Source organism: Stenotrophomonas sp. STEN029, from assembly GCF_056760015.1.
Genome location: NZ_JBRREC010000063.1, coordinates 16653 through 29345 on the forward strand (window position 1 = coordinate 16653; position 12693 = coordinate 29345).

Annotated in this window: 8 protein-coding genes; 5 read left to right on the top strand and 3 right to left on the bottom strand. The window is 65.2% G+C overall.

Annotated features, from left to right (window positions below):
• Positions 1–261 precede the first annotated feature (261 nt).
• From ACVOLI_RS13920 to ACVOLI_RS13930, 3 genes are read right to left on the bottom strand one after another with little or no spacing between them, the layout of a single operon-like run.
• The gene (locus tag ACVOLI_RS13920) at positions 262–3381 is read right to left on the bottom strand and encodes an efflux RND transporter permease subunit (protein WP_481614870.1); all 3120 of its coding nucleotides are present in this window, start codon (positions 3379–3381) and stop codon (positions 262–264) included.
• A 6-nt stretch (positions 3382–3387) separates the two neighbouring features.
• Positions 3388–6612: an efflux RND transporter permease subunit gene (locus tag ACVOLI_RS13925; protein ID WP_481614871.1), complete on the bottom strand. Its 3225-nt coding sequence runs from the start codon at positions 6610–6612 to the stop codon at positions 3388–3390.
• Positions 6613–6659: 47 nt separating this feature from the next.
• Positions 6660–7901: an efflux RND transporter periplasmic adaptor subunit gene (locus ACVOLI_RS13930; protein ID WP_481614872.1), complete on the bottom strand. Its 1242-nt coding sequence runs from the start codon at positions 7899–7901 to the stop codon at positions 6660–6662.
• Positions 7902–8368: 467 nt separating this feature from the next.
• Between ACVOLI_RS13930 and ACVOLI_RS13935 the strand changes: the two genes are divergently transcribed.
• The 5 genes from ACVOLI_RS13935 to ACVOLI_RS13955 all read left to right on the top strand — a co-directional run bounded on the left by ACVOLI_RS13935 (position 8369) and on the right by ACVOLI_RS13955 (position 12420).
• Positions 8369–9688: an amidohydrolase gene (locus ACVOLI_RS13935; protein WP_296252917.1), complete on the top strand. Its 1320-nt coding sequence runs from the start codon at positions 8369–8371 to the stop codon at positions 9686–9688.
• A gap of 45 nt (positions 9689–9733) precedes the next feature.
• Positions 9734–10597: a DUF4261 domain-containing protein gene (locus ACVOLI_RS13940; protein WP_481614873.1), complete on the top strand. Its 864-nt coding sequence runs from the start codon at positions 9734–9736 to the stop codon at positions 10595–10597.
• Positions 10598–10679: 82 nt separating this feature from the next.
• Complete coding sequence (gene queF / locus ACVOLI_RS13945; protein WP_481614874.1) at positions 10680–11489, top strand: NADPH-dependent 7-cyano-7-deazaguanine reductase QueF; 810 nt, start codon at positions 10680–10682, stop codon at positions 11487–11489.
• A gap of 99 nt (positions 11490–11588) precedes the next feature.
• Positions 11589–11891: a LysM peptidoglycan-binding domain-containing protein gene (locus ACVOLI_RS13950; RefSeq protein ID WP_481614875.1), complete on the top strand. Its 303-nt coding sequence runs from the start codon at positions 11589–11591 to the stop codon at positions 11889–11891.
• A gap of 49 nt (positions 11892–11940) precedes the next feature.
• On the top strand, positions 11941–12420 hold the full coding sequence (locus ACVOLI_RS13955) for a hypothetical protein (protein ID WP_481614876.1): 480 nt from the start codon (positions 11941–11943) through the stop codon (positions 12418–12420).
• Positions 12421–12693 lie beyond the last annotated feature (273 nt).

Below are 12693 nucleotides of genomic sequence, written 5' to 3' on the forward strand. Positions count from 1 at the left end.
GACGCAAGGACGTTCGATGGGCAGCGAACCAGTGGTTCGCAAGCTGCCCCTCTCACCCCGCAGGCGGGAGAAGGGCTAAGGCGACAGCTGAAGCCAAAGCAACAGCCAAAGCCAAAGCAACGGCCAGAGCAACGGCCAGAGCACCCCTCCCCACCCCGTCCGGCCCGAAGGCGTAGCCTTCCGTCGTTCATCAGGTCGCGCGGCAGTGCCGCGCAAGCAGACCCTCTTCACCCCCTGCGCTGCGCGCAAGGGAGGGGGGCATCACGCGCGTGCGAGCTTGCGCAGGCGCTTGCGCTCCCTGCTGCGTGCGCGCCAGCTGCGCCAATGCTGCTGCAGGCAGGAGAAGATCACATACAGCGCCGGTGTGCTGAGCAGGGTCAGGCTCTGTGAGATCAGCAGGCCGCCGATCATCGCGATGCCCAGCGGACGCCGCAGCTCGGAGCCTTCACCCAGGCCAATCGCAAGCGGCAGCGCAGCGAGGATGGCAACCATCGTGGTCATCATGATCGGGCGGAAACGCACGATGCTGGCTTCGCGCACTGCTTCGGCCGGCGACTTGCCGTGCACGCGCTGCGCGACCAGGGCGAAATCGATCATCATGATCGCGTTCTTCTTGACGATGCCGATCAGCAACACCAGCGCGATCATCGAGATGATCGACAGGTCGGTATTGGTGACCCACAAGGCCAGCAAGGCACCCATGCCCGCTGCCGGCAAGGTGGATAGGATGGTCACCGGATGCACCAGGTTCTCGTAGAGCATGCCGAGCACTATGTAGACCGTGGCGATGGCGGCGATGATCAGCATCAGCATCGCCACCGGGTCCATGGCCTGGCGGAAACCTCCGGGCGCAGCCTGGCGGATATCGCCGGGCATGCGCAGGCCTTCGATCACCGATTTGACGATGGCATCGCCTTCGCCACTGCTTACGCCCGGCGCCAGGTTGTAGCTCAGGTCCATCACCGTGTACTGGTTCTGGTGGGTGACCTGCGACGGCGCCAGGCCGGGTTCCTGATGGGCGAGGGCGGTCAGCGGAATCATCTGCCCGCTCTTGGACGGCACATACAGGTCTTCAATCGCGGCCGGGCTGCCGGTCTGGCTGGGCAGTGCATTGACCACAACCCCATACTGGTTGAGGTCGGCATAGATGGTGGAGATCTGGCGTTGGCCGAAGGCGCCGTATAGCGCACCGTCGATGGCGCCGATGGTCACGCCAAGACGCGAGGCCTTTTCGCGGTCGATGACGATCTTCTGCATCAAGCCGCCCTTGTCCACGTCCGAGCCGACATCACGCAGTTGCGGATGCTGCTTCAACGCGGTCACCAGCTTGGGCAGCCATTCGGCCAGCTGTTCGGCGTCGTTGCCCTGCAGCGTCACGCGGTTCTGCGCGCCCTGTGAACCGCCACCGCCGCCGTCGGAGGGAAGGTCCTGGATCGCGCGCAAGCGCACATCCAGATCCGGGAACTGCGCGGCCTTGGCGCTCAGCCGGCTGACCACCACATTGGTGGGCTCCTTGCGGCCTTCCTTCTCGGTATGCAGCTCGATGTTGAACTGTGCGCTGCTGCCCTGGCGGCTGGAACCCAGTCGCGAGCCCACCATCTTCACCGCCGGGTCGGCCAGGAAGGTATCGCTGAGCCGACGCTGGCGTTCGGCCATTTCCTGGAACGAGACGGTGGCGCTGGAGCTGGCGCGGCCCCAGATCAGGCCGGTGTCCTGTTCGGGGAACTGGCCCTTGCTGACCGAGCCGGCCAGATAGAACGTGGCCACGATCAGCAGCAAGGGCGTCAGCGACAACAGCAAGGCATGCCGCAGCGAGAAATCCAGTGCGACCGTATAGACCTTGAGCATCCCCTCATGCACGCGGTCCAGCATGCGGTTGGTGCGGGTATCGCGCGCGCCTTCGGCATGTGGATGCAGGAAGCGTGCGCACAGTGCCGGGGTCAGGGTCAGCGAGACCACGGCCGAGACCAGGATGGCCGCAACCAGGGTGAGGGTGAACTCGCGGAAGAACGCACCGATCATGCCCTGGGCGAAGATGATCGGCAGGAACACCGCGATCAGCGAGGCGGTGATCGAGACGATGGTGAAGCCGATCTCGCGCGCGCCGGCCATCGCTGCTTCACGTCGCGGCATGCCCTCGTCGAGATGGCGCATGACGTTCTCGATCACCACGATGGCATCGTCGACGACGAAGCCGATGGCAATCACCAGCGCCAGCAGGGTGAGGTTGTTGAGGGTGAAGTCCAGCGCGTACATCACCAGCGCCGCACCGGCCAGCGACAGCGGAACGGTCACTGCGGCTATCAGCGTCGGCGCGAGCCTGCGCAGGAACAGCGCCATGGTCAGGATCACCATCAGCAGGCTGATCATCAAGGTGATCTGCACTTCAGCCAGCGAGGCGCGGATGGTCGGCGTGCGATCGAAGTACGGGGTCAGCGTGGTGCCTGCATCCAGATAGCCGGTGAGCGAGGGAATGGCCGCTTTTACCCGATCGACGGTAGCGACGAGGTTGTCGCCGCTGCGCAGGTAGACATACATCAGTACGCCGCGCTTGCCGTTGAACCACGCGGCTTGATATGCGTCCTGCTGGCCGTCGTAGACCGTGGCCACATCCTTCAAGCGCACCACCGCGCCATCGTGGGTGGAGATGGCGACGTTGGCGAAATCCGAGGCCTTGCGGATCTGGTCGTTGAGGATGATCGCCGTCTGGCTGCTGCCGTCGCTGAGGAAGCCCAGCGGCGAGGCGACGTTGGCCGCGCGCATCGCGTTGCGCAGGTCATCCGGGCTCAGGCCCAGCGCAGTCATCGCACGCAGGTTGAGGTCCACGCGCACTGCTGGCGTGGAAGCGCCGGCAATATCCACCTGCGAGACACCGGGCAGCTGGCGCAGGCGCTGCGCCAGCAGTGAGTCGGCGGTGTTGTATAGCTCGGCCACCGACTGCGTGTCCGAGGTCAACGCCAGCGCGATCACCGGATCGTCGTTGGGGTTGGCCTTCTGGTACGTCGGCGTATTGATGCCGGCCGGCAGGTCGGCCATGGCCGCGTTGATCGCAGCCTGCACGTCCTGTGCGGCCGAATCGATGTTGCGGCTGGTGTTGAACATCAGGAACACCATGCTGCGGCCATCGCTGCTGCTGGAGCGCATGGTGTCGATGCCAGGCACCTGACCCAGGTGCCGCTCCAGGGGCGCGGTGACCGTGGCCGCCATGGTGTTGGCGTCGGCACCGGTATTGGAGGCCTGCACGAAGATCACCGGGATGGCGAGGTTGGGCAGGGCAGCAACACCCAGCCGCAGATAGCAGAGCAAGCCGGCGAAGAACAGGCCGATCGCCAGCAGGGTGATGCCGATCGGGCGCGAGATGAAAGGCGCGGAGATGTTCATCCGCGCTTACCGTGCCGTCTGCAGGCGTGCAGCGGCGCGTTGTTCACGGCGCTTGGCCGCCCACTCGGACAGACGCTCGAAGTACAGGTAGATTACCGGCGTGGTGTACAGCGTGACCAGCTGCGACAGCAGCAGGCCGCCGACGATGGCCACACCCAGCGGACGCCGCAGTTCCGAGCCGATGCCGGTGCCAAGTGCCAACGGCAGTGCGCCGAGCATGGCCGCGGCGGTGGTCATCATGATCGGGCGGAAACGCAGCAGGCAGGCGCGACGGATCGCGTCATAGGCATTGGCGCCGGAGCGCTGCGCGTCCAGTGCGAAGTCGATCATCATGATCGCGTTCTTCTTGACGATGCCGATCAACAGCACGATGCCGACGATGCCGTCCACCGACAGGCTCATCCCGCACAGGTACAAGGCCAGCAGTGCGCCGACGCCGGCCGGCGGCAGGGTCGAGATGATGGTCAGCGGATGGATCCAGCTTTCGTACAGCACGCCGAGCACGATGTAGATCACCGCGATGGCGGCCAGCAGCAACAGGATCACGTCGGTCTGGCTGCTGGAGAACTCGGCCGCGGTGCCGACGAACTGCGCCTGCATCTGTTGCGGAAGCTCCAGTTCGGCCACCGCCTTGTTGATCGCATCCACGCCTTCGGACAGGGAGTAACCCGGCGCCAGGTTGAACGAGATTGTCGCCGACGGCAGCTGCTGTTGGTGGCTGACGATCAGCGGCGCGGTACCGGGCTTGGCGCTGGCAATCGCCGACAGCGGGATGCTGCCGCCTGCGCCCAGCGCGATGCCGGTATTGGCACTGCCGATGCCGGTGGCGGTGGACGAGTTGCTCGAGGTCACCTGGCCCAGGGTGGTGGCATTGCTGCCGCTGAGCGTGCCGCTGCCGTTGCTGCCTATCGCCAGCTGGTTCATCAGCGCATCGCTGGTACGGAACTCCGGCGCCACTTCCAGCACCACGCGGTACTGGTTGAGCTGGGTGAAGATGGTCGAGATCTGGCGCTGGCCGTAGGCGTCGTACAGCGTGTCGTCGATGGTCTGCATCGGCACGCCGTAACGGCTGGCCTTGTCGCGGTCCACTTCCACATGCAGCGCGCGGCCGTGGTTGGCCAGGTTGTCGTCGACGTCGGCCAGTTCCGGCAGCCGGCGCAATGCATCGGTCACGCGTTCGGTCTGCTTGGCCAGCTCGGCGCTGTCCATGTCCGACAGCGAGAACTGGTAGGCAGTGGCGGCCACGCGCGTATCCAGGGTCACGTCCTGCACCGGCTTCAGGTACAGCGCGATGCCGGGGATATGTGCGGCGGCGGCCTGCAGGCGCGGCAGGATCACATCCAGCCCATCGCGATCGCCACGGTCCTTGAGCACGATGCTCAGCTGGCCCTGGTTGAGGGTGGGATTCATGCTGCCAGCGCCGATGTAGGCAGCGACACCGGTGACCGCTTCATCGCTCTGCAGCGCGGCGGCCACGGCTTGCGTGCGCTGCTGCATCTGCTCGAAGGCGACGTTCTGGTCGGCGATGACCACGCCGGTGACCATGCCGGTGTCCTGGTCGGGCAGCAGGCCCTTGGGGATCACCATGTACAGCAGCACGGTCAACGCAACCGAGGCCAGGGCGATGCCAAGGGTCAGCGGCTGGTGGTGCAGCACCCAGTCCAGCGTGCGCTCGTAGACGCCGACCAGACGCGACCAGGCGGTGACCTTGCCTTCCGCTGCGGTCCGCTCATGCGCGTCGTCGCCTTCCGGCAGCGCATCGGGCTTGAGCAGGTAGGCGCACATCATCGGCGTCAGCGTCAGCGAGATCACCATCGAGATCGCGACTGCAATCGACAACACCCAGGCGAACTCATGGAACAGACGACCGGTGACGCCCGGCATCAGGATCAGCGGCAGGAACACCGCGATCAGCGAGACCGTCAGCGACAACACGGTGAAGCCGATCTCCCTGGAGCCGATCTCCGCCGCTTCCTGGCCGTCCTTGCCCTTCTCGATGTAGCGCACGATGTTCTCGATCATCACGATCGCATCGTCGACCACGAAGCCGGTGGCCACGGTCAGCGCCATCAGCGACAGGTTGTCCAGCGACATGCCGGCGAAGGCCATCACCCCGAACGTGCCAAGCAGGGACAGCGGCACCGCCACCGACGGGATCACCGTCGCCCACAGCCGGCGCAGGAACACGAAGATCACCGCCACCACCAGGCAGATGGTGAGGACCAGGGTGAACTGCACGTCATGCACCGAGGCGCGGATGGTCACCGTGCGGTCGGAGAACACATCGAGCTTCACGTCGGCCGGCAGCATGCCCTGCAGGTTGGGCAGGATCTGGCGGATGTTCTCCACCGTCTTGACGATGTTGGCACCGGGCTGGCGGCGTACTTCCAGCAGCACTGCCGGCTTGCCATCGGCCCAAGCGGCGAGCTGGTCGTTCTCGACGCCATCGACCACCTTGGCGACGTCGCGCAGGCGTACCGGCGCGCCATTCTGGTAACGGATGATGATGTCGTTGTAGTCGGCCGCGTCGCTGAGCTGGTCGTTGGTGGACAGCGTATAGCTCTGCGTCTTGCCGTTGAGCGAGCCCTTGGGCGCGTTGACGTTGGCCTGGGTCAACGCACTGCGCAGGTCTTCCAGGGTCATGCCCATGTTGGACAGCTGCGCCGGATTGACCTGGATGCGCACCGCAGGTCGCACGTTGCCGGCGATGGAGACCAGGCCGACGCCGTCGGTCTGTGACAGGCGCTGGGCGAGGATCGAGTCGGCGAGATCGTTGACCTCACGCAGCGGGCGCGTGTCCGAGGCCAGTTTCAGGGTCAGGATCGGCGCATCGGCCGGGTTCACCCGGTTGTAGACCGGCTGGTAGGGCAGCGAGCTGGGCAGGGTGGCCTGGCGGATGGCCGCCTGCACGTCCTGCGCGGCGGTATCCAGGTCGCGTTCCATCGAGAACTGCAGCACGATGCTGGACAGGCCTGCCGACGAATCGGAGGTCATCATGTCCAGCCCGGAAATCTGCCCCAGCTGCCGCTCCAGCGGCGTGGTCACCAGCGAGGCCATGGTCTGCGCGCTGGCACCCGGGTACTGGGTGGTCACCACCAGGCTGGGCGCTTCGATCTCGGGCAGGGCCGCAACCGGCAGGCGCTGGTAACCGAGGATGCCCAGCAGCATCAGCCCGATCATCAACAGGGAGGTGGCGATCGGGCGCCGGATGAAGATAGTCGAAAAGCCCACGGTCGGTTCCTGGTGCGGGGGAGGGGAGGCGGGTGCCGGCCAGCGCCTCAGCGCGGCGGGCCACCCCGTCCACCACGGTTGCCCTTCTGGCTGGCCGCCTTGAGCTGTTCTTCGGTCGGCGTCGGCGGTGCCTGGCCCGGTGCCAGTGCGTTCACCTTGCTGCCTTCCTTCAAGCGGAACTGGCCTTCGGTGACGACCTTTTCGCCGGCCTGCAGGCCCGTGCTGATCACCACGTGGCTGTCATCGACCTGGCCACCCTGTACCACCTCACGCAGGGTGACGGTGTTGTCGGACTTGACCAGGTAGACGAAATCGCTGGTGCTGCTGCGCTGCACCGCTTCGGCCGGCACCACGATCGCGCCGGGCAGCACGTTGAGCTTCATCTGCACGTTGACGAACTGGCCCGGCCACAACGCATCGTTGGCATTGGGGAACTGTGCGCGCAGGCGGAAGGTGCCGCTGCTGCTGCTGATCTGGTTGTCCACCACCTGCAGCACGCCGTCGGCATTGACCACGCTGCCGCCTTCGCGGTCCAGGGTAGCGGTCTGCAGCGGGCCTGCGGCTTGTGCGCTGCGCACTGCATCGAGCTGCTGCTCGGGCAGGTTGAACAGCACATAGGCCGGCTGCAGCTGGGTGACGGTGACGATCTGGCTGCCGGCGCTGACCACATTGCCCGGGTCAACCGCACGGATACCGGCGATACCGTTGATCGGCGAGGTGATGCGGGTGTAGTCCAGCTGCACCTTGGCCTGTGCGGCCGAGGCCTGCGAGGCGGCGACGGCGGCCTGGTATTGGGTCACCTGGTTGCGCAGCGTTGTCAGGTCGGTCTGGGCAACGAACTGGCGGTATTCCGGCGAGTTGGAGCGTGCATAGTTGGACTGTGCGGTAGCCAGCAGGGCTTCGTTCTGGCGCTTGCTGGCGACGGCCTGGTCGTACTGTGCCTGGAAGGTGCGCGGGTCGATCTGCGCGAGCAGCTCGCCCTTCTTGACCGCCTGGCCTTCGCGGAAGTTGACGCTGAGCAGCTGGCCACCGACCTGCGGGCTGACGGTGACTGTATTGAACGCGGTCACCGTGCCTTGCGCGGTCAGGTAGACCGGCACGTCCTTCTTCTCGGCGCTGACCGCGGTGACCGGCACCGGGTCCTTGTCCTGCTCACCCTGGCCGCCCTGGCTCATGCCTGCCGGCGCCGCACCGGCCTTCTGCTTGCCGCCCCCCATCATCCGATAGCCGATGCCGGCCACCAGCAGCACTGCAATGACCAGCAGTACGATCTTCCAGAAACGCGACATGCGAAAACTCCTGAGGAACCGATAGGGGAGGGCAAACAAGGCGCAGAGGATACCGCCGCGCCTGTTGTCATGGAGGCATGACCGATGGGCCACGCATACAGACCCGTGCAGGTGATGAACGTTCCATCGCGGCATCGGTTGACCTGATGTTGTAGTGCCGGGCCATGCTCGGCAGGGGCGTTCCCAGCGTCGCATCAACCTGCAGGAATGCTGTGGGAGCGGTGTCAGCCGCGAAGCTGATGGTCTGCCGGATCGCAGACCAATTGGTGGTTCCCAATGTGCCGGCTTCGCGGCTGACACCGCTCCCACAGCATTCCTGCAGGTTGATGCGACGCTGGGAACGCCCCTGCCGAGCATGGCCCGGCACTACGGGCGATCGCCTACAGCGTGTCGGTTCCCTGCCGGCGGGCGCTTGGCCCATGATTGGCCTACATTCACCCTGTCCCCGATTGGAAGGAGAGTTGCTGATGGCCCGCAAGACCGTGTTGCTGTCTGCCTTGCTTTGCGCCCTTGCCCCGCTGGCGCAGGCCCAGGATGCCGCCCAGCGGCCCGAGGTGGCAGCTGCCGCCACTCGCCTGCAGCAGCAGGTGGTGGATTGGCGTCGTGACTTCCATGCCCATCCGGAGCTCTCCAATCGCGAAGAACGCACCGCGGCCAAGGTCGCCGAGCGCCTGCGTGCAATGGGCCTGAGCCCGAAGACCGGCGTGGCCGTGCACGGCGTGGTGGCCATCATCAAGGGCGGGCTGCCCGGCCCGAAGATCGCCCTGCGTGCCGACATGGACGCGCTGCCGGTCACCGAACAGACCGGCCTTCCATTTGCCTCCAAGGCCACTGCTGAGTACCGCGGCGAGCAGGTCGGGGTGATGCACGCCTGTGGCCATGACGCGCACACCGCAACCCTGCTGGGCGTGGCCGACGCGCTGGTCGCCATGCGCGACACGCTGCCCGGCGAAGTGATGCTGATCTTCCAGCCGGCCGAGGAAGGCGCGCCGCCGCCGGAGCAGGGCGGTGCCGACCTGATGCTGAAGGAAGGCCTGTTCAAGGACTTCAAGCCGGAGGCGGTGTTCGGCCTGCATGTGTTCTCCAGCGTGCAGGCCGGCCAGATCGCCGTGCGCGGCGGCCCGCTGATGGCGGCCTCCGACCGGTTCGGTATCACCGTCAATGGTCGCCAGACCCACGGCTCGGCGCCGTGGAACGGCGTTGACCCGATTGTTGCGGCCTCCGACCTTATCGGTACCGCGCAGACCATCGTCAGCCGCCGCGCCAACCTGTCCAAGCAGCCGGCAGTGCTCACCTTCGGCGCGATCAAGGGCGGCATCCGCTACAACATCATTCCCGACTCGGTGGAGATGGTGGGTACCATCCGCACCTTCGACCCGGACATGCGCAAGCAGATCTTCGCCGACTTGCGCAACGTCGCCGAGCACACCGCCGCCGCCCACGGTGCGACGGCTGTCACCGACATCTATGAGAAGGACGGCAACCCGGCCACGGTCAACGATCCGGCACTGACCGCGCGCATGCTGCCCAGCCTGCAGGCGGTGGTGGGCAAGGCCAACGTCTACGAGCCGCCGCTGCAGATGGGCTCGGAGGACTTCTCGCTGTACGCACAGCAGGTGCCGTCGATGTTCTTCTTCGTCGGTTCCACTGGTGCCGGCATCGATCCGGCTACCGCGCCGAGCAATCATTCGCCCAAGTTCCTGCTCGACGAAAAGGCACTGGATGTGGGCCTGCGCGCGCTGTTGCAGGTGTCGCTGGATTACCTGCACGGTGACAAGGCAGGTTGAGTCCGGGTAGTGTCGGGGGCTTACCTACAAGGAAGAAGGCGCTCCATGACAGCCAGCCTGGCCATGCTGCTGCAGTCGCAGCTCGACCCTCAGCTCACCGCCGAAGCCCTGCTTGCGCAGATGCGCAGCGATTGGCCCGACCTGGACCAATCGCTGCTGCGGCTGGGCGAGGCAACGACGGATGGCACTGTCGACAAGGATACCGATGGCGACGATTCGCCGATGCTGTGTCTGGAATACGCCGACTACCTGATCGCGTTGATGCCGATCCCGGTGCAGATCGGCGATGACATCGCGCAGATCTGCGCACACAGCCGGCTGTGGCCAGACGCCACGCCGGTACCGGTGGACTACGCCGCACACACCATCGTCACCGTGATGCGCTTCGGCGACGACGGGCAGGAGACCAATCTGGTCGCACAGGCGGCACTGCTCAGTCGTGTGCTGGCGTCGGCGGTGGCCGTGTCCAACAGCATCGAGGCGGTGTACTTCGGCAGCGCCAATCACGTGGTGCTGCCAAGCCTGTTCCGCGAGCTGACCCAGGCCACCTTGCCCGAGCCGCTGCCGATCGCCTGGGTGGCGATCAATGTCGGCCAGCGCCCGGACGGGGTGATGACCGGCCATACCCGCGGCATGGACATGCTGGGCCTGATGGACATCGAGATTCCCGAGACCGGGGAAACTGCCGAAGGCGTGTTCAGCCGCCTCACCGGCATCGTCGATTACCTGATCGAGAACGGCATGGTCATCAGCAATGGCGACACCCTCGGGGCGACCGAGGAGGAGCGAATCCGCGTGGTCTACGGCCCCTCGGCGCTGGACCCGGAGCGGGAGGTGATGCGGCTGGTGAGCGAGGAGATCCCGCAGGCCAAGCCAGGCAAATCGTGGTGGGCGCGGCTGCTGAACTGACGCTGCGCCAGGTACCGGTTTTCGTGCGAATGAGCGCCTCGGTATATCCGGCGCTCAAGCTGGCGCAACTACAATGGGGCCGATGAACACTCCCCAAGATTCCAGCCTCGGCCGTGAGGTCGACTACCCCCGCCAGTACGACGCCAGTCTGCTGTTCCCGATCCCGCGCGCTGGCGCCCGTGCCGAGATCGGTCTGGGCAGCGAACTGCCGTTCGTCGGCGAGGACCGCTGGCATATCTATGAGCTGGGCTGGCTGGACGCGCGCGGCAAGCCCTGCGTGGAAACCGCAACCCTGTACGTGCCCGGCACCTCGCCGAACCTGATCGAGTCCAAGTCGCTCAAGCTGTACCTGAACTCGCTCAACGGGGCACGTTTCAACCGTGCCGAAGCCGTGCGCGAGCGCATTGCCACCGATCTGTCGGCCTGCGCCGGTGCAGATGTGCGGGTGGAGTTCGGCCTGCCGCCGGTAGAACAGGCGGCAGGTGAGAGCATTGACCACCTGGATGTCGCCATCGACAGCTATGGCCCGCCCGATGCAAACCTGCTGCTCGCCGATGCCGGTACGGTGGCCAATGAGACCCTGGTCTCGGCCCTGCTCAAGTCCAACTGCCCGGTGACCGGCCAGCCGGACTGGGCCAGCGTCAGCATCCGGTACCAGGGCCCGCGCATCGACCGCGAGGGCCTGCTGCGCTACCTGGTCAGCTACCGCGACCATGCCGAGTTCCACGAACAATGCGTGGAGCGGATCTTCCTGGAGCTGAGCCAACGCTGCCAGCCCGTCACCCTGGAAGTCGAGGCACGCTATACCCGCCGCGGCGGCCTGGACATCAACCCGCGCCGCTCCAGCCCGGGCCTGCCCGCCAGTCCCCCGATCCGCGACCTGCGTCAATAAACATTCAGCTGCGTACGCAGGTTTTTACGTCGGCACGATGAAACCTTAACAGGCCTCGTGCAATCGTTGCTCCCCGTCAGTCACGGAGGAGCAACCTGGATGAGCAGTACTGAAAAGAAAGCCGACTTTTCCGATGTCACCGGGACCGTCAGCAGTACCGAACAGGTAGTGCAGAAAGCCGATTTCTCCGACGTCACGGCTAACGTGACAAGCACGGAAGAGATCGTTGGTGAACAGCACTACACGGTGCAGAGCGGCGACAACCTTTCCAAGATCGCCAAGAACCTGCTTGGCGACGGTAACGCGTGGAAAAAGATCTTTGACGCCAACCGTGACGTCCTCGATGACCCAGACAAGATCCGGCCGGGACAGATACTGAAGATTCCTGCGCGTCAGGGCTGATCTCCGACGCCGCAACGTACGAACTTTCAATCCAGATTCGGAGCAATTCATGAAGAAGACTTCGCTTAGCAGTGCCTTGATGATCGCGGTGGTCGGTGCGGTTGCACTGGTTGGTTGCAAGAAGAAGGAAGAAGAGGTCGCGCCACCGCCGCCGGTTGCAGCAGCCCCGGCACCGATGGTTGAGTCCGCACCTGCCGCGCCGGCTCTCGCAGTGACCGCGGTGACCGTCGGCAACGCGGCAGCGGCTGACATGTCGGTGGCACCGGTTGCGGTGTTGGCAGCCAAGGACAAGATCATCGTATCGATCAAAACCAGCGGTACCGCCAGCAATGTGCCGGTCGGGGCCAAGTTGACCTATCAGGACGGCCAGGTGGCCGGTGAGCAGAGCGCCACGCTCAACGCGACCGACACTGGTACCGCCAATATCGAGTTCAGCAAGGCAACGCCGTGGCCGGCTGGCAAGTACACCGCCGACGTCACCGTCGATGGCAAGGCTGCCGGTACCCCGCAGCAGTTCGAGGTGAAGTGAGCAAGGCGTAAGCCGGCGAACTCTCTCCCGCCGGTGATACGCATGGGCGCAGCCACCAGGCTGCGCCTTTTTTTTGCATCAACCGTAAATGCTTGTTGTAGGAGCGGCGTCAGCCGCGAAGCAGGGAGATCATCAGATGAAGGGATTCGAGCAACCTCAGTGTCGCGGCTGACGCCGTTGCTACAGGTATACCGCCGGTTCGAACGTTGCGATTTCGAGCATTTGAGTGGCTCGGAACCCGCTGTCTGGCTCTGACATCGGCTGATTCTTGTG

What these genes read in the sequence shown, in the direction of transcription:
- ACVOLI_RS13920 (WP_481614870.1), bottom strand. Translation starts at nt 3,381, where the DNA reads ATGAACATCTCCGCGCCTTTCATCTCGCGCCCGATCGGCATCACCCTG.
- ACVOLI_RS13930 (WP_481614872.1), bottom strand. Translation starts at nt 7,901, where the DNA reads ATGTCGCGTTTCTGGAAGATCGTACTGCTGGTCATTGCAGTGCTGCTG.
- ACVOLI_RS13935 (WP_296252917.1), top strand. Translation starts at nt 8,369, where the DNA reads ATGGCCCGCAAGACCGTGTTGCTGTCTGCCTTGCTTTGCGCCCTTGCC.
- ACVOLI_RS13940 (WP_481614873.1), top strand. Translation starts at nt 9,734, where the DNA reads ATGACAGCCAGCCTGGCCATGCTGCTGCAGTCGCAGCTCGACCCTCAG.
- queF (WP_481614874.1), top strand. Translation starts at nt 10,680, where the DNA reads ATGAACACTCCCCAAGATTCCAGCCTCGGCCGTGAGGTCGACTACCCC.
- ACVOLI_RS13950 (WP_481614875.1), top strand. Translation starts at nt 11,589, where the DNA reads ATGAGCAGTACTGAAAAGAAAGCCGACTTTTCCGATGTCACCGGGACC.
- ACVOLI_RS13955 (WP_481614876.1), top strand. Translation starts at nt 11,941, where the DNA reads ATGAAGAAGACTTCGCTTAGCAGTGCCTTGATGATCGCGGTGGTCGGT.